Source organism: Sporomusa sp. 246TCP1, assembly GCF_057319775.1.
In genome coordinates this window covers 3,954,292-3,973,873 of record NZ_CM170492.1, presented here as the reverse complement: position 1 = coordinate 3,973,873, position 19,582 = coordinate 3,954,292, and the positions used below count along the sequence as shown (strand labels likewise).

Sequence of the window (19,582 nt, the reverse complement as noted above, 5' to 3'; positions counted from 1 at the left end):
ACAAGTGTGAAAGGGGAGAGTAAACTACAGGTAATAAAAATTATGACTATGGTGACAGGTATTTACCCAAATTTTAAGGGAATATAATACCATAGCCATTTGAGAATGACGGTGGGCGGCAGGGGGACTAATGTGGAAACTTATGAGAAGATTCATCGATTGCATGAATTGATTGAAACCAAAACGGTAGCCGATTTGCCAGGCCCCTACAAGGTAGGTGTTGACCTGGGAACAGCCGATGTGGTGCTGGTTGTTATTGATGAGGCAGGTAATCCGGTGGCGGGTAGTATGCAGTGGGCTTCAGTTGTAAAAGACGGTTTGGTTGTTGATTTTCGGGGCGCCATGGTTATTGTTGAAGAGTTGAAGGCTGAGGTTGAAGCGCGAATGGGAGTTACCTTAGTTAAAGGAGCTACTGCTATTCCGCCTGGGACGATGGGAAGAAACGCGATGGCCTGTGGTCATATTATTGCCGGGGCTGGTTTGGAACCCGTCTGCCAGGTAGATGAACCGGTGGCGGCGGCTATGGCTTTGGGGATTTCGCATGGCATTGTGGTAGACATTGGCGGTGGTACTACTGGTATTGCTGTTTTACATAAGGGAGAGTTAGTTTTTACGGCTGATGAACCAACAGGGGGTACGCATGTGTCCCTAGTTTTGGCAGGGGCATATAAGATATCTTTTGAAGAAGCGGAGTTATTGAAACGCGACTTGACTCAGCACCGCAAAATTATGCCGGTGATTCTGCCGGTTGTGGAAAAAATGGCAACTGTGGTTAAAAATATGTTAATTGGCTATGAAGAGTTTGATGACTATCCTATCTATGTTGTGGGCGGTACGGCGTATTTGCAGGGGTTTGAAACCGAGTTTGGCAAAGCGTTTGGCCGGCAGGTCCATGTACCGCCCCATCCTTTGCTGGTGACACCACTGGGAATTGCAATGTTTGGTTAGGTTTTTATAATAGAACTTTTCTGACTAAAAGTTTCAACATCTTGCGAACCTACATAGGCTAACAGGAGAATGGTCATAACTGTAGAACGAGTATAGCAGATCAAAATTTAATAATTTGCCACCATACAGGTGCCTCTTAGTAAGCTAAGAGGAGAATAGGGAAGTTCGGAAGGATTGCAATCCTTAAACGACGCGGTCGCGCCACTGTAATCGGGGAAGAATGCTTTTATTATGCCACCGGCAAGCGGGAAGGCAAGGGTGTTCTTATGATCCGTAAGCCAGGAGACCTGCCTGTTTTGGCTGTTATTTACCTCCGCGCCAGAGGTAGTACCAGAAGGACAGGATTTTATGAAAATATAACCCTGGCCCTTTTGGGCTAGGTTTTTTTTTATTTATTGTATTGGCGCAAAACAAAAAAATAGGGGGATTCAGCATGAATTTTCAGGCAAGAGTAGATGATTTAGTTAATGGTGCAGCAAAACCAGTAAATAGCCTAGGCCTATTAGAGAAAATTTTTAAAAAAATGTTATTGGCCTGGGGTACGATGCATCCGGAAATTAAACCCTATCATTTAATATTTGCAGCCGATAATGGCGTTATTGAAGAAGGTGTGGTGAATTTTCCCGAGGAAATTACCTACCTTCAGGCGCAGAACATGGTAGACGGGCGAGCGACTATTAGTTGTTTTTGTCAGGTTAATAATGTTCCCTATTCGGTAATTGATATTGGAATCAATAACAAAAAAACAGTAGGCATCAACCGCAGAGTTGCTTCCGGCACCAAAAATTTTATGAAAGAGGAAGCCATGACACCGGCTGAATTTGAGCAGGCCTGGCATGTAGGGGAAGAGATGGTTAATTATGCCATAGATACCCAAGACGCTAATTTGGTGTCTTTTGGCGAGATGGGAATTGGTAATACTACTACTTCTTCCGCCGTGTTGCATGCCATGACCGGTATTTTACCTGAATTTGTCGTAGGGTATGGAGCCAGTACACCAACGAATGAGGTTATCAGAAGAAAGTGTGTTGTAGTGGCTAAAGGCGTTGAGCGCCATCGGGAAAGCTTTTATCGCATTGAGGATATTTTGCGCTGTGTTGGGGGCTTTGATATTGTCGCCATATGCGCGGGTATGATTGCGTGTGCAAAACGCAAAACTCCTTTTGTCATTGATGGTTTCATTACCGCTGTGGCTTTTGCCTGTGCCGCACGGATTAGCAGGGAGGTAGAGCATTGCGGGTTACCTTCCCATATGTCCAAAGAGCCGGGGATGTCTTATGCGATGCTGTTAGGTAATATATTGGCTGATGATATACCCATCAGGGCTAATATGGGATTAGGCGAGGGAACCGGAGCTATATTGATGGTTGCCATGCTTAAAACCATGACCTATACTATGTATAATATGGCGAAACTTTCTGATTTTGAGTTAAGCACACCAGAACCGCAGCGAGTGGCAGGTATGTAATAAGTAAGGCTATATCTTCCTGCTTGTTGCTGATGAAAAGATATAGGAGACACAGGTATGTATACACTGTTGATTGCCGATGACGAACAATTAGAGCGGCAGGCCTTGCGGTTTATTATTGAGCATAATTGCCCGGAGATTCACATTATTGCGGAAACCGGGGATGGCAAGAGTGCGGTAGTTATTACTGCTGCCGAAAAACCGGATATTGTGCTCATGGACATTCGTATGCCTGAGATTAATGGTCTGGAGGCGGCACGTGCCATTAAAGCAAGGGTGCCTGATACAACTATTGTCATGCTGACGGCCTTTGATGAATTCAATTATGCCAAAGAAGCGCTGTCGCTGGGCGCGGCAGAGTATCTGTTAAAGCCGCTGCGACCGAAAGATTTGCTGCAAACGCTACAGACTATTGCGGAGAAAATCACCCACCGGAAACGCAAGGCACAGGAAGAAGCCGAGCTCAAAAAAAATCTTGATCAAGCCTTGCCGTTTATCAAGAATTCATTTATCCATGACGTGATTACCGGCAAGGTTACTGATCTGGCCAACTTTCAAGATCGGGCTGGTTTCTTGGGATTTAAAGCGGATTCCGGCGTAATTTTGGTGGCTAATATTGATAATTTTAAACAGCTTACCCGTAAGACATCGGAACTGGAAAAACAGGTGGTTAAGCAGCGAGTATACACACATGTTTGCGAAATCGCCGGTAATGGAATATTGATTGTGCCTTTCGGCGGCGATGAAATCATTATTTTTGTCGGCTATGAGGGTGAAGTCGAGCAGGGACAAGTAGAGCGGCAAGTTAGGGATATGGCCAGAAAAATCAGGGACGGTATAATTCAGGTAGGCATTAGCTTAACAATTGGAATTGGTCGCTATTATACTGATCCGCTGCAGATTCATAAGTCTTATCTTGAAGCAGTAAGCGCACAGCAGCAAAAATTTTATTTGGGTGATAATCAAATAATTCACATAGACGATGTGCCTCACTTGAATGTCGCACCTTTCCACTACCCTTTTAATTATGAACGTAATCTCCTGGATAAAGTTCGCTGTGGTGAACGGCAGCAAGCTAAGGAAATTTTGGGGCATATTTTACACGAAATTTTTACAGCCAAAGCTAGTATGGAGACGGTAAAGGCGTGTGTACTCGAACTGCTCATAGTATTATCCCGAGCTGCTGTCGAGGGCGGTGCCAATCTCGAAAAATTAACGTTGCTCAATTTTAACTGTATAAATCATTTGGTAAGCTGCTCAGACCGGGAAGAGGTGCGTCACTGGATTTTGGATTCCCTGGATCAATTCCTGGATAATATGCTGGAAAACCGCAGCAGTATGAATGTAAGACTAATAAATAAGGCTTGTACTTATATAATAGAAAACTTCCATAAAAGTATCTCTTTAGATGAGGTTGCCCAAACTGTCCATTTAAGTCCTTACTACTTCAGCCGGATTTTTAAAGCCGAAAAGGGCTGCAACTTTGTTGAGTTTTTGACTAAAGTCAGAATTGACAAGGCTAAGCTTATGCTGCGTAACCCGGAACAGACAGTTGTTCGCGTGGCTGCTGAGGCCGGTTACCAGGATGCCAGTTATTTTTGCCGGGTATTTCGTCAGGAAGTGGGGGTTACACCCAATCAATACCGTACAGAGCTTAAAAATAGCAGACCAAGTTCTGAAGCAGTAAAAGGGTAGCAATAAGTTTTGGGAATATAACAAAAAAATACTATTGTGGCGGCAAATGCCACCGGGAGACTAGACGGATATAAAAAAGACTGTGAAAAACAGTCTTTTTTTTGTTGTGATTTGGGAAAACACCGATAATTCACAAAGAAGTACCATAGGGTGAAAACAGGTTTTTTTAAGGACATATTTGGGCGGCAATACTCGCAAATATGTCCTGTGGTTACGCAACTTCATCTCAAGGTAAATTTTTTTAAAAAACTAATTAGTAAGAGAAGTCAAAAAGACAACAGAATTGTGAGGTAGGGTTATGCTTCAAGAAAAACCGAGAGTGGTACAAGAATATGTGCCTGGTAAACAGGTGACGTTAGCTCATCTTATTGCCAACCCCAAAAAAGAACTGTGCGAGAAGCTGGGGATTGTCGATAAGGGAGCCATCGGCATCTTAACAATTACTCCTTGTGAAGCAGCGATTATTGCAGCCGACGCAGCAACTAAAACGGCAGCAGTACAAATTGGCTTTATGGATCGTTTTACTGGTTCTGTGGTTATAACCGGCAATGTTTCAGCTGTCGAAGCAGCCTTAAATCAAGTAATCAACCTATTATCAGAGGGTCTGGGTTTTTCAGCCCCCAAACTGACAAGGTCCTGAGCCTGTGATTATGCTGGTCGGACCTGTGGGAGCAGGAAAAACATCATTAATTAATGCCCTTAACAATGACTGTAACAAGGCTGAAAAAACATCAAGCATCTGTTTTACTAACGGAGCCATCGATACACCTGGTGAATATGCGCAAATGCCGCGTTTTTACTCGGCGTTAGCCGTGACAGCGACTGAGGCCACGTTAGTTCTCATGGTTCAGGATGCCACAGATTGTCGTATCACACTCCCCCCCGGATTTACTGCCATGTTTCCGCGACCGGTAGTAGGAGTAGTCACCAAAATAGATGCCCCCGGGGCTGACCAGGAAAAAGCCAAAAACCGTCTTTTACAGGCAGGAATCAAAGAACCTTTATTTTGTGTTTCTGCGTATACCGGAACAGGTTTGGCTGAATTAACAGAATATCTCACGCGAAAGGAGGTGTAACTATGAGCGATGCGTTAGGTATGATTGAAACAAAAGGTTTGGTAGGAGCTATTGAGGCCGCTGATGCCATGGTCAAATCAGCTAATGTTATTTTGGTAGGCTATGAAAAAATTGGTTCAGGGTTAGTCACTGTGATGGTGCGTGGTGATGTTGGAGCTGTCAAAGCTGCTGCTGATGCAGGAGCTGCTGCTGCCAGAAATGTAGGCGAGGTGGTATCTGTTCATGTAATTCCCCGTCCGCATGCAGATGTTGAGAAAATTCTTCCTACAGTTAAATAGCCATAATTTTGGAGGTGTAATTATATGCAAGACCAGTTGATCGAAAAGGTCATGGATGAAATTAAGAAACGCATCGAGACAGAAGCTCAAGCCGCTCCTGCCCAGGAAGTTGTAAAGACCGCCTGCAATCCTGGTATTACCGAATTTGTTGGTACCGCTATCGGTGATACTGTTGGGTTGGTTATTGCCAACGTCGACCCGATGCTGCATGAAAAAATGAAACTTGATCCCAAATATCGCTCTATCGGTATTCTTGGTGCCCGTACCGGGGCCGGCCCGCACATTATGGCCGCTGATGAAGCCGTAAAAGCCACTAATACCGAAATTGTAACAATTGAACTTGCCCGTGATACCAAAGGTGGTGCCGGTCATGGCTGCCTGATTATTTTCGGAGCCGAAGAAGTATCTGATGCTCGCCGGGCCATTGAAGTTGCCTTAAAAGAACTTGACCGTACTTTCGGTGATGTATATGGTAACGATGCCGGTCATCTTGAACTCCAATATACGGCCCGTGCCAGCTATGCGATTAATAAAGCCTTTGGCGCACCTATTGGCAAAGCCTTTGGTCTAATTGTCGGTGCACCTGCTGCTATTGGCGTCTTAATGGCCGATGTCGCCGTAAAAACTGCTAGCGTTGAAGTTGTCGGCTATGCCAGTCCGGCTGGCGGCACTTCTTTCTCCAACGAAGTTATTCTGCAAATCACTGGTGACTCCGGTGCCGTTCGTCAAGCAGTAATTGGTGCCAGAGAAGTGGGTAAAAAAGTATTAGAAGCTATGGCTGGTCCGGCTCCGTCCACGACAACGCCATATATCTAAAAATAACAGGGGGGAATTGTGATGAAGAGATCAAAACGTTTCGAAGTGTTGGAAGCCCGCCCTGTGAACCAGGATGGTTTCGTAGTCGAGTGGCCGGAAGTTGGCCTGATGGCTATGGGCAGCCCCAACGATCCTAAACCCAGTATTAAAATTGAAAATGGTAAAGTAACTGAGATGGATGGTATTCCCCGGGCTCAATTCGACTTTATCGATCAATTTATCGCCGATTATGCCATTGACACCGGCATTGCTAATAAAGCAATGGCTATGTCTGATGTTGAAATTGCCAAAATGCTTGTTGATGTCAACGTATCGCGTGACGAGCTTGTTAAACTGATTCGTGGTTTGACGGCAGCGAAGATTGTTGCTGTACTCAACACCATGAACGTAGTAGAAATGATGATGGCTCTGCAGAAAATGCGGGCCCGGAAGATTCCTTCCAACCAGTGCCATGTTACTAATCCACAAGATAATCCGGCACTTATTGCTGCCGATGCCGCTGAAGCAGCCTTGCGTGGTTTTGATGAAATGGAAACCACAGTAGCTGTTGTCCGGTATGCACCGTTCAATGCGTTGTCTATACTAGTAGGCTCCCAAGTAGGCCGGGGCGGCGTGCTTACCCAATGCGCTCTCGAAGAAGCAACCGAATTGCTCTTAGGCATGCGAGGCATCACTGCGTATGCCGAAACCATCTCGGTATATGGCACTGAAAATGTATTTGTGGACGGTGACGATACACCCTGGTCCAAAGCATTCCTGGCCTCGGCTTATGCTTCACGCGGTCTTAAAATGCGCTTTACCTCCGGTACTGGTTCGGAAGTTCAAATGGGCTATGCAGAAGGCAAATCCATGTTGTACCTGGAAGTTCGCTGCATTATGCTGACCCGCGGCGCTGGGGTACAAGGTCTCCAAAACGGTTCGGTAAGCTGTGTTGGTGTACCTGCCGCTGTTCCTTCCGGTATTCGCGCAATTCTTGGCGAAAACCTGACAGCAGCGATGCTTGATCTGGAAGTTGCGTCAAGTAATGACCAAACCTTTACCCATTCTGATATTCGCCGTACCGCCCGAACCCTGATGCAAATGCTGCCAGGCACTGATTTCATTTGTTCCGGTTACAGCGCAACTCCGAACTATGATAATATGTTTGCCGGTTCCAACTGGGACGTAGATGACTATGATGACTGGAATATTCTCCAACGCGACCTTATGGTTGATGGCGGCCTCAAACCGGTATCGGAAGAAGACGTTATTGCTATCCGTAACAAAGCGGCCAAAGCTATTCAGGCAGTATTCAAAGAATTTGGCTTCCCGGCTATTACTGATGAAGAAGTGGAGGCTGTTACCTATTGCCATGGTACCAAAGAAATCATTAAACGGAATGTTGTTGAAGACCTGAAGGCTACCGAAGATATGATGAAACGGGGCATTACCGGCGTGGATATCGTAAAAGCCCTTGCCAAAACTGGTTTTGTTGATGTCGCTGAAAATGTACTGGGTATTCTTAAACAACGTATTTCCGGCGATTATCTCCATACCGCAGCAATTCTCGATAAAAATCTTAACGTTATTAGCGCTGTAAATAACAAAAACGACTATGCCGGGCCGGGAACAGGCTATCGCATCAGCAAAGAACGTTGGGATGAAATTAAAGACATACGCCAGGCGATAAAACCGTCTGATTTTGACGTGTGATCTAGGGGAGAGGTGGATGGAAATGGAAATAAACGAACAATTAATTCGCGAAATAATCGGGCAGGTTCTAGCCGGTATGGCTCAGCCAGGAGCTCCTGCTAAAGCAGCCACAGCAACCGGACGGCCCATGATATTGGCGGAAAAAGGTGAAGCCCGCCCTGGTATCCGTTCGGACGAAGTTATCATTGCCTTAGCTCCGGCCTTTGGCAAATATCAGAATAAAACCATTGTAAATATACCACACAGTGATGTACTCCGCGAAATGATTGCCGGCATTGAAGAAGAAGGCGTGCACGCAAGAGTGATTCGGGTTCTGCGGACCTCTGATGTAGCGTTTGCTGCTCATGATGCTACGAAACTTAGCGGTTCAGGTATCTCCATTGGTATCCAGTCCAGAGGCACTACCGTAATTCATCAAAAAGGTTTGCCACCGCTCAGCAATCTGGAATTGTTCTCACAATCGCCGCTGCTTGACCTTGAGGCCTATCGGCAAATCGGCAAAAATGCTGCGCAATACGCCAAAGGTCAATCCCCGACCCCGGTTCCGACCAAAAACGACCAGATGGCTCGTCCAAAATACCAGGCTATTGCAGCCGTACTTCATATTAAAGAAACCGAACACGTAGTTCCCGGCGCTAAACCGGTTGAACTCGATGTACAGTTTTAACTAGGCGGAGGTGAAAACAAATGTCAGAAAATAAATTGTTAGAAGATATCGTTCGTGAAGTATTAAAATCCATGGCTGGTGCTCCCCAGGCAGTTACCTGTCAGGCTTCGGCAACTGCCGGTCTTTGCCCTGAGCGTGATTATCCGCTGGCAAGCAAGCGCCCTGAACTTTTAAAAACTCCTACAGGCAAAACACTGTCAGAGATTACGTTAGATAAGATTATGAGCGGCGAGGTAAAAGCCGATGACGTTCGTATTACCCCGGAAACGCTTAGAATGCAGGCCGAGATTGCTGATGGTGTAGGCAGATACCAGTTTGGCAACAACCTTCGCCGTGCGGCTGAACTTGTTGCTATTCCGGATGACCGTGTTCTGGAAATTTATAATGCCATGCGTCCCTATCGTTCCACTAAACTTGAATTACTGGCTATTGCTGAAGAACTGGAAGGTAAATATAACGCAAAAATTAATGCCGCTTTGGTGAGAGAGTCCGCAGATGTATATGAGCGCCGGAACCGTCTCAGAGCGGACTAAGGTGGGAAGTTTCATGCCTATTATTGCAGGCGTGGATATAGGAAACTCCACAACTGAAGTATGTTTGGCCCAAGTAGAACAAGGCGAAATCAAAAGATATTTTGCCAGCAGTATTAGTAAGACAACAGGCATCAAAGGAACACTGGCGAATGTCCCCGGCATTATTATCGCTCTTCAGGAAGCTGTAAGCACGGCCGGGCTGAGTTTGAAAGCGGTAGATCAAATACGGCTTAACGAAGCTACACCGGTTATTGGCGATTTGGCCATGGAGACCATCACGGAAACCATTATCACCGAATCCACCATGATCGGACATAACCCATCTACTCCGGGTGGTATTGGTTTAGGCGTCGGTATGACGGTTGCCTTTAGCCAGCTTCCTGGTGTTCACCCGGGAGAAAAAGTTATCTGTTTGATTCCTAAAGGCATTGATTTTGCAGATGCGGCGCAGGGCATTACTGCTGCCATGAGTAGGGGTGTTGCCGTACAAGGGGCGATAGCACGGCAGGATGATGCTGTACTTATTGTAAATCGCCTGGAACAGATAATACCTGTTGTTGATGAAGTTACATTAATTGAAAAAGTTCCGGTGGGAATGCTGGCTGCTGTTGAGGTGGCAGAGGCCGGACAGACCATAACAACCTTATCCAATCCCTATGGGATTGCTACTGTATTTGATCTGTCACCGGAAGAAACCAAAATGGTTGTACCCATTGCCAGAGCTTTGATTGGCAATCGCTCGGCAGTCGTTGTCCGCACTCCTGAGGGTGATGTAAAAGCCAGATCCATTCCGGCGGGTTTCATCACCATTGTAGGGCAAAAGGGCAAAGCCGATATTGATGTTGAGGCAGGTGCAGCCGCGATCATGGAAGCGGTGGAACGGGTGCAGCCGGTGGTGGATGTACAGGGCGAAGCGGGGACTAATGTTAACGGCATGTTGGAGCGGGTGCGGCAGGTAATGGCTGAGCTTACTAGCCAGCCGGTAACGGAGATGAAAATCCAGGATTTATTAGCTGTTGATACCTTTGTACCGCAAAAGGTACAAGGCGGCTTAGCCGGGGAATTTGCGCTGGAAGGAGCGGTAGCGCTGGCGGCTATGGTTAAAACCAGCCGTTTGCCGATGCAGCAGATCGCCAACAAACTCCAGGAAGAACTGGGTGTACGTGTTGTAATTGCCGGTGTCGAAGCCAATATGGCGATTCGCGGTGCCTTAACCACACCCGGTACTGATATACCACTGGCTATTTTGGATATGGGTGGTGGCTCAACCGATGCGGCCATCATTACCAGAGACTCTAAGACCCACTCCATTCATTTAGGTGGGGCTGGTGATATGGTAACAATGCTGATTAATTCCGAACTGGGACTCAACGATTTTGACCTGGCTGAAGATATTAAAAAGTATCCCCTGGCGAAGGTTGAAAGTCTGTATCATGTCCGGTTAGAAGACGGCACAGTAAAGTTTTATGATAAACACTTGCCGCCGCAAGTATTTGCCCGGGTGGTTATTTTGAAGAATGATGGTATGGTTCCTATACCCTTTGATCATGCACTTGATCGAATCCGGCATGTACGGCGGGAAGCCAAGAAACGTGTTTTTGTTACCAATGCACTTCGTTCCTTGAAGCGGGTTGCTCCTACCGGCAATATCCGGCATATTGAATTTGTCGTATTAGTCGGCGGTTCAGCAATGGACTTTGAAGTACCTGATATGGTAACAGACGCCTTAGCGGAGTATGGTATTGTTTGCGGTCGCGGAAATATACGCGGCAGCGAAGGCTCAAGAAATGCTGTTGCTACAGGTTTGGTACTGTCTTATCTAGATAGTGAGGCGTGAGCATTATGCAGTCAGCTACAACACTAAATAGACCCAGCATAATTATTTGTGCCTTTCCCCATGCCGGCTATGAAGCTAAATTGCGGGAACTTCAGGCTGGAATGGAAGAAGAAGGGGTGCCCTATTCATTCTTAGACGGTAGTTCGGCAGATGCCATAGCCCTTGCCTATAAGGGGGCGCAGGCTTCGTTGCTCGGAGTGGGCGTAGGTATTAGTCCGGCTGCTATGTGTATTCATTATCAAAAAATGCCTGAAGGCCAACCGCTGTTTATTCTTGAGGGGCCAGGCACTTTGCCGGAGTGGCGGTATTTTGGTTATAATGCCGCCCGGCTGGTGAAAGGATTACCTTTCAAAGGAAATCCGCTGCAAGAGGCCCCGGTTCCTGAAGATAATATGGCCCAGCTTTACGAAAGTGTTCGCAAGATTATCCTAAAAGTATTACAGGAAAGTGCTCAAGGCCATGGGGAGGTGAATACATGGTCAAAAATGCCTTAGGTCTGATTGAGGTAATAGGTCTTGCTGCTGGCGTAGAAGCAGCTGATGCAGCTGTCAAAGCGGCTAATGTAGAATTAATTGGCTATGAGCTTACCAAAGGTGGCGGCCTGGTTACTATCAAACTATGCGGCAGCGTAGGCGCTGTGAAAGCAGCTGTTGATGCAGGTGCGGCAGCGGCGGCGAAAGTAAACACAGTATATGGCAAACACGTCATACCACGCCCACACACTGAATTGGGCGGAATTCTCCTTAGCAAAGATACGGTAGGCCTAAACCCGGCTTTAAAGCCGGCAGACATTCAGCCGCCAGTTGCAGAGCCTGTCCCGGTTGAGACCGTAATTGAGCTTCAGGCTGAAGAAAGACCTGCAGCTGCGAATAAGGAAAGCATGATCATTCAAGCTGTAGAACTTGTGGAAGAACCACCGGCAGAAACAGTAAGTCAGGAACCAATCAATCAGGCAGAAGTTTGCAACTTGTGCGGCGATCCTGCATGTTCACGGAAAAAAGGCGATCCCAGAATCACCTGCATTCATTATGACAAAAACAAGGAGGATGAATAGTATGCGCGGAGAGGCATTAGGAATGGTTGAAACCAAAGGGTTGGTTGGCGCTATTGAAGCTGCTGATGCTATGGTAAAAGCGGCTAATGTGGTTTTGGTTGGCTATGAGAAAATTGGTTCAGGGTTAGTCACAGTTATGGTGCGCGGTGATGTTGGTGCTGTAAAAGCAGCTACTGACAGCGGTGCTGCTGCTGCCCAACGAGTGGGTGAACTGATATCAGTACACGTTATTCCCCGTCCTCATACAGATATTGAGAAGATTCTTCCCAAAGTTGAATAAGTAAGCACCGGGATTGCTTCGTCATACTTCAGTCGAGCATAGCGGGGCAATCTCGCTTTCCTGACAAGACCGGCAAGTGGCATTAATCGGGGTGAGATGATGGAACAAAAATTACTGGAACAGATTGTAAGCCAGGTATTGGCGGCCATGCCTGAATTAAATCAGGCGGCAAAAACAGAGCAAGGTATACCTGTTGGCGTATCTAATCGCCACATCCACCTCTCTGCTGAGCATATGGAAGCCTTGTTTGGCAGCGGATATATCCTTACCAAGGAAAAAGACCTAAAACAAGTTAATGAATTTGCTGCCAAAGAGACCGTTACATTGGTAGGTCCCAAAGGTGTTATGCGTGGTGTCAGGGTGTTAGGGCCTGTGCGCAAATCGACGCAAATTGAAATATCCCGAACTGACGGATTTACACTGGGAATTGCACCGCCGCTAAGAGATTCGGGTAATAGTAAAGGATCGCCCGGCATTGTTATTGTAGGTACAAAAGGAGCGGTTACCCTTACTGAAGGTGTCATTTGTGCTGCCCGGCATATTCACATGGAGGAATCGGACGCCCGGCGATTTAATGTCGCTGACGGTGACCGCGTCACTGTTACAATCAGTGGCCCCCGGGGCGGGACTTTTGGCGATGTGCTGGTGCGGGTAAACCCTAATTTCCGGCTGGAATTTCACATTGACACAGATGAAGCCAATGCCGTTTTTCTAAAAACCGGCGATATGATCACTCTGTGTAAATAGGGGAGAACTAGTATGGATAATGAAAAACTTGTGGAGTTAGTTACTGCTGAGGTACTGCGCCGACTCAGGCAGGCACAAAGCGAACCCCCAAAACAAATGCCTGATTGCCTGCATAAAGCGCTGGCTATTTTTACGGGTGGGAGCATTGGCCTTGAAACAAGTCTGGAAGAATTGAAAACTCTGCAGAACATGGGAACAGAACTCATTGTTGTGCTTTCACCGGCAGCAGAAACGGTTGTCGGTGAAAATTGGATAAGAGAAAAACTGGGTAAAAGCGTGCCGATTGTTACTGCAAAGTCTCCTTATCCAGGAAAATATCTGCGCAAGGCCGATATTGTGCTGGTACCGGTATTAACCCAGAATACAGCGGCAAAGTTAGCACATACCTTAGCTGATACCATGGTTTGCACCTTACTAATGCAGGCGCTGATGCTTGGTAAACCCGTAATAGCGGCAGCAAATGCCGCTGACCCGCAGGACGGGTGGCGGCTACAAAAGAATATGGGGCAAACACCGCCGGCGCTGCGCGAAGCACTGGAAAATAACCTGAAAAAAATTGCGACATATGGCATTGAGCTTACTCCGGTAACGAATTTGGCGGCTGCGGCCCAAAAGGTGCTAATCAAAGAATCACGCGTTGATTTGCCAGCTATGCCGGCAAGAACTGCTAAAAAGCAGGTACTGACTGCTGCTGCTGTTAGACATGCTGCACAGAGTGGAAACAGAGCTTTTCGTGTTGCCCAAGGTACCATTATCACTCCGCTGGCACGCGATGTTGCCAGAGAATGTAATGTGGATATCGTTTGGGACTAAGGCAGGTCAGTAGCAACATGGAAGTGATAGCAGCAACACCATTTTTTAGCAGGATGAAAGGAAGAGTGAATATGTGGGTAGGAAAAATAATTGGCACCCTTGTGGCGACGCCAAAGGATGACAGCTTAACAGGCAGCAAACTGCTCATTGTCCAGCCGACACGCTTTGGGACTACCGGCATGGCGTGTAAGCCTGTCGTAGCGGTAGACACAATTGGTGCCGGTACAGGTGAGACTGTACTTGTTGTTGATGGAAGTTCTGCCCGCCACGTAACAGGCAACCCGCATTCGGCAGTTGACGCAGCTATTGTCGGAATTGTTGACAGCATCGAGATAAATAAAAGTTTACTCGAGGAGTAATGCACCATGAAAGTGTATACCAAAACAGGTGATGAAGGGAAAACCAGCCTGCTGAGCAAAGAGCGGGTATTTAAAGACAGTGTCCGGGTACACGCTTACGGTACTATAGATGAAGCCAATGCCGCAATGGGCTTGGCAAAATCGCTGACTGACAAACAATGGGCAATCGGTATTATCCATGCTATTCAAAAGGATTTAATAGTATTAAATGCCGATTTGGCTACCGATAATGTAGCTAATAATTGCGACTATCGCATTACTGCTCAACATGTAGAAAAATTAGAAAAAATCATTGATAAGCTGGAACTGCAGCGTATTCCCCAAAAATATTTTGTTACCCCCGGAGAAACACAGACAAGTGCTGCACTTGATTTGGCGCGAACCATTGTACGGCGTGCCGAAAGGTATATTGTTAGACTGAGACGTACAGAAACTGTAAACCCATCGGTTGCCTTGTATGTAAACCGGCTGTCTGATTTGCTATTTGTTTTGGCCAGGTGCGTTGAACAGGAAGATCTGGTTACTAAGGTGACTCAAATCGTGATGCAGATTCTTCAAGGTTCAAAACAAATTGAGGGAGAGAAAAGAGCGATGTTAGAAAAAGCAAAAAAAATGATTGCGGCGGCTGAAAAGAAGGCCATTGAAATTAATGTACCGATGGTAATTGCCGTAGTGGATGTTGGTGGCAATCTTGTCGCCCAGGAACGAATGGACAATGCGCTGCTAGCCAGTGTTTCGATCGCCCTGAATAAAGCGTATACGGCTGTTGCTCTTAAGATGTCAACAGAACAAGCGGCAGCAGTATCCCAGCCCGGGCAAAGTCTATATGGAATCAACACTACTGATGGTTGCCGCATGGTCATATTCGGCGGTGGCATACCCATTTGGCAAGACGGTGTTTTGGTTGGTGGCATTGGTGTAAGCGGGGGTTCAGTTGATGAAGATATGTCTGTAGCCAAAGCCGGTCTGGCAGCCTTTTAAAGAAGGCAGTCTGGACGGAAGGAGGAAAATAAATGACTATTGATCAAAGTTTAGTTGCAAAAATTACTGCAGAAGTACTATCCAGGGTTCAGGAATATAAGCAAGGCACTGCTGATAACGGCGGTATTTATACCACTATGGATGAAGCTGTGGCGGCAGCTCGCAATGCTTATAAACAGCTGAAAAAGTTATCGATTGCGCAAAGGGAAGAACTGATCCAGGCAATGCGTCAGGTAACTCGTGAACATGCGCAGCTATGGGCCGAAATGGCGGTCAGGGAATCAGGCATGGGACGGGTTGCTGATAAAATCATCAAACATAACCTGGTTGCGGATAAGACTCCTGGTACTGCTGGTCTTCATACCGAAGCTTGGAGTGGTGATCGCGGGCTGACGTTAATTGAGATGGGGCCTTATGGCGTAATTGGTTCGATTACACCGACAACCAATCCGGCAGCAACTGTTATTTGTAATGCAATTGGCATGATTGCTGCCGGTAATACGGTTGTATTTAGTCCTCATCCTACTGCTAAAAATACATCCTTAACAGTCATCAAACAGCTAAATCAAGGAATTAGTAAAGCCGGTGGTCCGGATAATCTGCTAACAGCAGTTGCTGAACCCTCACTGGAAGCAACCACTGTCATGATGAACCATCCAGCCATCAACCTGCTTGTGGCCACTGGCGGACCTGGGGTAGTAAAATCTGTTTTGTCTTCCGGTAAAAAGGCTATTGGTGCCGGTGCCGGCAATCCACCTGCCGTTGTAGATGAAACAGCTGATATTGAAAAAGCGGCCAGAGACATTATTGCCGGCTGTTCATTTGATAATAATCTGCCGTGCATTGCCGAAAAAGAGGTTATTGTTGTTGGCTGTGTAGCTGATAAGCTGATGTCCTACATGCAACGGTATGGGGCGTATCTTATTTCAGGGCAGGATATTGACCGGTTAGCTAAGGTTATATTGACAGAAAAAGAGGAATTAGTTGCTGCCGGTTGTACGGAAAAACCCAGAAAGAGCTATGGCGTTAATAAGAAGTATGTTGGTAAAGATGCCAAGTACATTTTAAGTCAAATTGGTATTACTGTACCTGATAGCATTAAAGCTATCATTTGTGAGACTGCAGCCGACCATCCGTTTGTTATCGAAGAATTGATGATGCCGGTACTGCCGATTGTGCAGGTAAAAGATATTGACGAGGCTATTGAGCTTGCCGTCAAGGTCGAACATGGCAACAGACATACGGCCATTATGCATTCGAAAAATGTCGATAACTTAACCAGATTAGCCAAGGCGATTGAGACTACTATATTTGTGAAAAACGCGCCGTCATTTGCGGGAATCGGTGTTGGCGGTGAAGGATTTACAACCTTTACTATTGCAGGGCCGACCGGCGAGGGACTTACCTCTGCGCGCAGCTTTACCCGCCAGCGTCGCTGTGTTCTTGTTGATGCGTTTTCCATCGTCTGAGTAACATGATACGCCAAGGGAGTAGGTGAGGAGTATGCGGGAAGAAATTATCGCCGCTGTTAAAGCGGCAGGAGTAGTGGGAGCCGGTGGGGCCGGTTTCCCGACCTATGTAAAAATCAATGCCAGTGTAGATACCGTTATTGTTAATGGTGCCGAATGTGAGCCGCTGCTGCGGGCTCATCAACTTATTATGGCCAGTGAAAGCAGCAAACTTATTGCCGGTCTAAAGACCGTCATGGTGGCTACTGGTGCGCGACGGGGGGTTATTGGCCTAAAACGAAAATATGAGGCTGCTGTAACCAAACTACAATCTGAGCTTAAACAGACAAATGGTCAGGAAATTGAACTCTTTTTTCTGCCAGATATTTACCCGGCAGGGGATGAACAGGTGCTTGTGTATGAGGTAACCGGCAGAATTGTACCTGAGGGTGGCATTCCGCTGCATGTCGGCGTGGTTGTTGCTAATGTCGAAACGCTTATCAATGTAGCTGAGGCACTCGGTGGGCAGCCGGTTATTGATAAATACGTTACCGTTACCGGTGCAGTCAATAAGCCTGCTACCTTTAAAGTACCAATTGGTATGGCTATTCGCGAACTTATCCAATTGGCGGGCGGAGTTACTGCTAATAATTATGCCGTTATTGACGGCGGCCCCATGATGGGGAAGCTTACAACTGATGATCAGCCTGTTACCAAAACAACCGGTGGTATTATTGTGTTGCCTCCCGGGCATTCCTTAGTAACTCAAAAAGCCACCCCCTGGCCGGTCATTGCTAACAGGGCTAAAGCCGTTTGCTGCAATTGCCGGGCCTGTACTGAGGTATGCCCACGCAATCTCCTCGGCCATAGTCTGGAACCGCACCGGATTATGCAGGCTATCGGCAGGGGGGAGTACAATGAAGGGGATATTGTTACCAAGGCATTTCTCTGCTCAGAATGTGGTGCTTGTGAAACCTTCGGCTGCACTATGGGACTGTCACCGCGCCGGGTTAATGCTGAACTAAAGCAGCGATTTTCTCAGGCGGGAATGAAAAACTCTCACAATGTCAAGCCCCAAAAATCCCGCACCAATCGGGAATATCATCTCATTCCTACCAAACGACTGCTCTACCGTCTGGGTTTGGCTAACTATGATGTCAAAGCGCCGCTTGCGACAGCGCCGGTGATAACGAAGAATGTCAGAATATTGCTTTCACAGCATATCGGTGCGCCAGCCAAGCCTGTTGTTGCTGTAGGCACGATGGTCAACCGCGGGGACCTACTTGCTGTTATTCCTGAAGGCGTTGCTGTCGGAACCAACCTGCATGCCAGTATTTCAGGCCAAGTGGTTGCCGTGGACAGCTCAATCAGTATTCAGGCAATGTAATGAAGCAGGGGGGAATAAAATGAAACGTGCTATAGGATTGTTGGAACTAAAGAATATTACCAAAGGCATTCTGGTAGCCGATGCCATGTTAAAGGCGGCTAATGTTGAGTTAATACTAGCTCAGCCCCTGTGCCCGGGAAAATATGTTGTAATGGTCGGCGGTGATGTCGGTGCAGTGCAAAGTGCAGTTCGCAGCGGAAAAAGTGTTGGTGGGACAGAGAATGTAGTCGATGAATTTGTACTGCCTAACATTCATACCGATGTATTCCAGGCGTTATCTGGTTGTACTGAGGTTAAAGCAATCAAGTCATTAGGCATAATCGAAAGCTATTCAGTAGCTTCAGCGATTGTAGCTGCTGATACGGCAGCTAAAGCAGCTAATGTGCAATTGCTTGAAGTTCGCTTAGCGCGGGGAATGGGGGGAAAAGCCGTTGTTTCCATGACCGGCGAGGTTGGTGCAGTGACGGCTGCTGTTAAGGCTGGCAGTAATGTCATTAAAGACACTGGCTTCCTGGTGGATCAACTGGTCATTCCGGCCCCGCATCATAGTTTGCATCAGTCGTTATTTTAGAAAATTCAAAAGGAGGATTTATTTGATGACAACTCCGTATTTTGGTGAATTTCTTGGTACGGCCATTTTGATTGTCTTTGGTAATGGTGTAGTTGCGAACAGCTTGCTCAAATTTTCTAAGGCCGAAGGTGCTGGTTGGTTTAATATAATTACCGGCTGGATGGTGGGTGTTGGCATGGGCGTATATGTTGCTATTGCCTGTGGTGCACCGCAAGCAGATATCAATCCGGCAGTAACTTTTGCCAAACTACTTAATGGTGTGTATGCTACCCCTGAAGCTATTATGATTATGCTTGCGCAGATTGCCGGCGGCTTTGTTGGCGGCTGTATTACCTATTTGTTCTTCCGTGGTCACTGGGAGGTAACAGAAGATCAGGGTATTAAACTGGGCGTTTTCTGCACCGGCCCGGCCATTCGCAATTATTATCAAAATCTGTTATGCGAAATTATAGCAACATTTATGTTAGTTTTTTGTATTTTTGCGATGTTTTCCAAACCGGTTGGCGGTATGGCGCCAGGATTTGGCCCCTTCATGGTGGCAGTGTTAATCTGGGGCTTAGGTTCGAGCTTAGGTGGTACAACTGGATATGCCATGAACCCTGCCCGTGATTTGGGACCAAGACTTGCTCATGCTTTTTGCCCGATTCCCGGCAAAGGCAATTCTGACTGGGCCTATTCCTGGGTTCCCATCGTTGGACCATTTATTGGCGGTGGTTTAGCTTTTGCATTAGCCAAATCGATTGGTTTGATCTAATTGCTGTATCAAAAACTAGCCGGATCAAGAAATGAAAACCTCCTATGGCACTGAAATAGCTGCTGTAGGAGGTTTTACTGTTGCAAAGGTTGTATTTTGAAGAAAAATGATTTATTATATGATAAAGAACTAATATATTATAGTCGTAGCATAGGGCAGTCAATAGGTAGGGGGAACT

The 19,582-nt window shown here is 46.7% G+C and carries 22 protein-coding genes and 1 riboswitch; all 22 genes read left to right on the top strand.

Annotated elements, in window-relative coordinates:
• The first annotated feature begins 132 nt into the window (after window positions 1–132).
• The 22 genes from eutJ (at window position 133) to AC1ECB_RS18705 (ending at window position 19,404) form a co-directional block, all read left to right on the top strand.
• Entirely contained in the window at window positions 133–948 is an 816-nt protein-coding gene (gene eutJ / locus AC1ECB_RS18810) for an ethanolamine utilization protein EutJ (protein ID WP_485665218.1), read from the top strand.
• 110 nt (window positions 949–1,058) lie between these two features.
• Window positions 1,059–1,257, top strand: a riboswitch (cobalamin riboswitch).
• Between the two features lie 124 nt (window positions 1,258–1,381).
• Entirely contained in the window at window positions 1,382–2,416 is a 1,035-nt protein-coding gene (locus tag AC1ECB_RS18805; protein ID WP_485665217.1) for a nicotinate-nucleotide--dimethylbenzimidazole phosphoribosyltransferase, read from the top strand.
• Window positions 2,417–2,473: 57 nt separating this feature from the next.
• Window positions 2,474–4,111 (top strand): response regulator, encoded by a 1,638-nt coding sequence (locus AC1ECB_RS18800; RefSeq protein WP_485665216.1) that lies wholly within the window; start codon window positions 2,474–2,476, stop codon window positions 4,109–4,111.
• Window positions 4,112–4,409: 298 nt separating this feature from the next.
• Complete coding sequence (gene eutS / locus AC1ECB_RS18795; protein ID WP_485665215.1) at window positions 4,410–4,751, top strand: ethanolamine utilization microcompartment protein EutS; 342 nt, start codon at window positions 4,410–4,412, stop codon at window positions 4,749–4,751.
• A 10-nt stretch (window positions 4,752–4,761) separates the two neighbouring features.
• Window positions 4,762–5,187 carry a EutP/PduV family microcompartment system protein gene (locus AC1ECB_RS18790; RefSeq protein WP_485665214.1) on the top strand — a complete coding sequence of 142 codons (426 nt, stop codon included), beginning with the start codon at window positions 4,762–4,764 and terminating at the stop codon, window positions 5,185–5,187.
• Window positions 5,188–5,189: 2 nt separating this feature from the next.
• Window positions 5,190–5,465 (top strand): propanediol utilization microcompartment protein PduA, encoded by a 276-nt coding sequence (gene pduA / locus AC1ECB_RS18785; protein ID WP_211289805.1) that lies wholly within the window; start codon window positions 5,190–5,192, stop codon window positions 5,463–5,465.
• A 24-nt stretch (window positions 5,466–5,489) separates the two neighbouring features.
• Window positions 5,490–6,281 carry a propanediol utilization microcompartment protein PduB gene (gene pduB, locus AC1ECB_RS18780; RefSeq protein ID WP_485665213.1) on the top strand — a complete coding sequence of 264 codons (792 nt, stop codon included), beginning with the start codon at window positions 5,490–5,492 and terminating at the stop codon, window positions 6,279–6,281.
• 21 nt (window positions 6,282–6,302) lie between these two features.
• Entirely contained in the window at window positions 6,303–7,973 is a 1,671-nt protein-coding gene (locus tag AC1ECB_RS18775) for a propanediol/glycerol family dehydratase large subunit (protein WP_485665212.1), read from the top strand.
• A gap of 16 nt (window positions 7,974–7,989) precedes the next feature.
• Entirely contained in the window at window positions 7,990–8,640 is a 651-nt protein-coding gene (locus tag AC1ECB_RS18770; RefSeq protein WP_485665211.1) for a propanediol/glycerol family dehydratase medium subunit, read from the top strand.
• Between the two features lie 20 nt (window positions 8,641–8,660).
• Complete coding sequence (locus AC1ECB_RS18765) at window positions 8,661–9,173, top strand: diol dehydratase small subunit (RefSeq protein WP_485665210.1); 513 nt, start codon at window positions 8,661–8,663, stop codon at window positions 9,171–9,173.
• A gap of 13 nt (window positions 9,174–9,186) precedes the next feature.
• On the top strand, window positions 9,187–11,010 hold the full coding sequence (locus AC1ECB_RS18760) for a diol dehydratase reactivase subunit alpha (RefSeq protein WP_485665209.1): 1,824 nt from the start codon (window positions 9,187–9,189) through the stop codon (window positions 11,008–11,010).
• A gap of 5 nt (window positions 11,011–11,015) precedes the next feature.
• Complete coding sequence (locus AC1ECB_RS18755; RefSeq protein ID WP_485665208.1) at window positions 11,016–11,504, top strand: glycerol dehydratase reactivase beta/small subunit family protein; 489 nt, start codon at window positions 11,016–11,018, stop codon at window positions 11,502–11,504.
• Window positions 11,486–12,064: a BMC domain-containing protein gene (locus tag AC1ECB_RS18750; RefSeq protein WP_485665207.1), complete on the top strand. Its 579-nt coding sequence runs from the start codon at window positions 11,486–11,488 to the stop codon at window positions 12,062–12,064. Before AC1ECB_RS18755 ends, AC1ECB_RS18750 begins: the two co-directional genes overlap by 19 nt.
• Before the next feature lies 1 nt (window position 12,065).
• Complete coding sequence (gene eutM / locus AC1ECB_RS18745; protein WP_485665206.1) at window positions 12,066–12,344, top strand: ethanolamine utilization microcompartment protein EutM; 279 nt, start codon at window positions 12,066–12,068, stop codon at window positions 12,342–12,344.
• A gap of 96 nt (window positions 12,345–12,440) precedes the next feature.
• Complete coding sequence (gene pduL / locus AC1ECB_RS18740; protein ID WP_485665205.1) at window positions 12,441–13,091, top strand: phosphate propanoyltransferase; 651 nt, start codon at window positions 12,441–12,443, stop codon at window positions 13,089–13,091.
• A gap of 12 nt (window positions 13,092–13,103) precedes the next feature.
• Window positions 13,104–13,904, top strand: a complete 801-nt coding sequence (locus AC1ECB_RS18735) for a flavoprotein (protein ID WP_485665204.1) — start codon at window positions 13,104–13,106, stop codon at window positions 13,902–13,904.
• Window positions 13,905–13,975: 71 nt separating this feature from the next.
• The gene (locus AC1ECB_RS18730; RefSeq protein ID WP_485669370.1) at window positions 13,976–14,263 is read left to right on the top strand and encodes a EutN/CcmL family microcompartment protein; all 288 of its coding nucleotides are present in this window, start codon (window positions 13,976–13,978) and stop codon (window positions 14,261–14,263) included.
• 6 nt (window positions 14,264–14,269) lie between these two features.
• Complete coding sequence (locus tag AC1ECB_RS18725; RefSeq protein WP_485665203.1) at window positions 14,270–15,244, top strand: cob(I)yrinic acid a,c-diamide adenosyltransferase; 975 nt, start codon at window positions 14,270–14,272, stop codon at window positions 15,242–15,244.
• A gap of 32 nt (window positions 15,245–15,276) precedes the next feature.
• Window positions 15,277–16,713: an aldehyde dehydrogenase family protein gene (locus AC1ECB_RS18720; protein WP_485665202.1), complete on the top strand. Its 1,437-nt coding sequence runs from the start codon at window positions 15,277–15,279 to the stop codon at window positions 16,711–16,713.
• A gap of 34 nt (window positions 16,714–16,747) precedes the next feature.
• Window positions 16,748–18,079 carry an SLBB domain-containing protein gene (locus AC1ECB_RS18715; protein WP_485665201.1) on the top strand — a complete coding sequence of 444 codons (1,332 nt, stop codon included), beginning with the start codon at window positions 16,748–16,750 and terminating at the stop codon, window positions 18,077–18,079.
• A 19-nt stretch (window positions 18,080–18,098) separates the two neighbouring features.
• Window positions 18,099–18,650: a BMC domain-containing protein gene (locus AC1ECB_RS18710; protein ID WP_485665200.1), complete on the top strand. Its 552-nt coding sequence runs from the start codon at window positions 18,099–18,101 to the stop codon at window positions 18,648–18,650.
• Between the two features lie 25 nt (window positions 18,651–18,675).
• On the top strand, window positions 18,676–19,404 hold the full coding sequence (locus AC1ECB_RS18705; protein ID WP_485665199.1) for an MIP/aquaporin family protein: 729 nt from the start codon (window positions 18,676–18,678) through the stop codon (window positions 19,402–19,404).
• The last annotated feature ends 178 nt before the right edge of the window (window positions 19,405–19,582 follow it).

Bases quoted from the DNA above. Each gene is read 5' to 3' on its own strand.
- AC1ECB_RS18805 (WP_485665217.1), top strand. From the start codon at position 1,382: ATGAATTTTCAGGCAAGAGTAGATGATTTAGTTAATGGTGCAGCAAAA.
- AC1ECB_RS18800 (WP_485665216.1), top strand. From the start codon at position 2,474: ATGTATACACTGTTGATTGCCGATGACGAACAATTAGAGCGGCAGGCC.
- eutS (WP_485665215.1), top strand. From the start codon at position 4,410: ATGCTTCAAGAAAAACCGAGAGTGGTACAAGAATATGTGCCTGGTAAA.
- AC1ECB_RS18790 (WP_485665214.1), top strand. From the start codon at position 4,762: ATGCTGGTCGGACCTGTGGGAGCAGGAAAAACATCATTAATTAATGCC.
- pduA (WP_211289805.1), top strand. From the start codon at position 5,190: ATGAGCGATGCGTTAGGTATGATTGAAACAAAAGGTTTGGTAGGAGCT.
- pduB (WP_485665213.1), top strand. From the start codon at position 5,490: ATGCAAGACCAGTTGATCGAAAAGGTCATGGATGAAATTAAGAAACGC.
- AC1ECB_RS18775 (WP_485665212.1), top strand. From the start codon at position 6,303: ATGAAGAGATCAAAACGTTTCGAAGTGTTGGAAGCCCGCCCTGTGAAC.
- AC1ECB_RS18770 (WP_485665211.1), top strand. From the start codon at position 7,990: ATGGAAATGGAAATAAACGAACAATTAATTCGCGAAATAATCGGGCAG.
- AC1ECB_RS18765 (WP_485665210.1), top strand. From the start codon at position 8,661: ATGTCAGAAAATAAATTGTTAGAAGATATCGTTCGTGAAGTATTAAAA.
- AC1ECB_RS18760 (WP_485665209.1), top strand. From the start codon at position 9,187: ATGCCTATTATTGCAGGCGTGGATATAGGAAACTCCACAACTGAAGTA.
- AC1ECB_RS18755 (WP_485665208.1), top strand. From the start codon at position 11,016: ATGCAGTCAGCTACAACACTAAATAGACCCAGCATAATTATTTGTGCC.
- AC1ECB_RS18750 (WP_485665207.1), top strand. From the start codon at position 11,486: ATGGTCAAAAATGCCTTAGGTCTGATTGAGGTAATAGGTCTTGCTGCT.
- eutM (WP_485665206.1), top strand. From the start codon at position 12,066: ATGCGCGGAGAGGCATTAGGAATGGTTGAAACCAAAGGGTTGGTTGGC.
- pduL (WP_485665205.1), top strand. From the start codon at position 12,441: ATGATGGAACAAAAATTACTGGAACAGATTGTAAGCCAGGTATTGGCG.
- AC1ECB_RS18735 (WP_485665204.1), top strand. From the start codon at position 13,104: ATGGATAATGAAAAACTTGTGGAGTTAGTTACTGCTGAGGTACTGCGC.
- AC1ECB_RS18730 (WP_485669370.1), top strand. From the start codon at position 13,976: ATGTGGGTAGGAAAAATAATTGGCACCCTTGTGGCGACGCCAAAGGAT.
- AC1ECB_RS18725 (WP_485665203.1), top strand. From the start codon at position 14,270: ATGAAAGTGTATACCAAAACAGGTGATGAAGGGAAAACCAGCCTGCTG.
- AC1ECB_RS18720 (WP_485665202.1), top strand. From the start codon at position 15,277: ATGACTATTGATCAAAGTTTAGTTGCAAAAATTACTGCAGAAGTACTA.
- AC1ECB_RS18715 (WP_485665201.1), top strand. From the start codon at position 16,748: ATGCGGGAAGAAATTATCGCCGCTGTTAAAGCGGCAGGAGTAGTGGGA.
- AC1ECB_RS18710 (WP_485665200.1), top strand. From the start codon at position 18,099: ATGAAACGTGCTATAGGATTGTTGGAACTAAAGAATATTACCAAAGGC.
- AC1ECB_RS18705 (WP_485665199.1), top strand. From the start codon at position 18,676: ATGACAACTCCGTATTTTGGTGAATTTCTTGGTACGGCCATTTTGATT.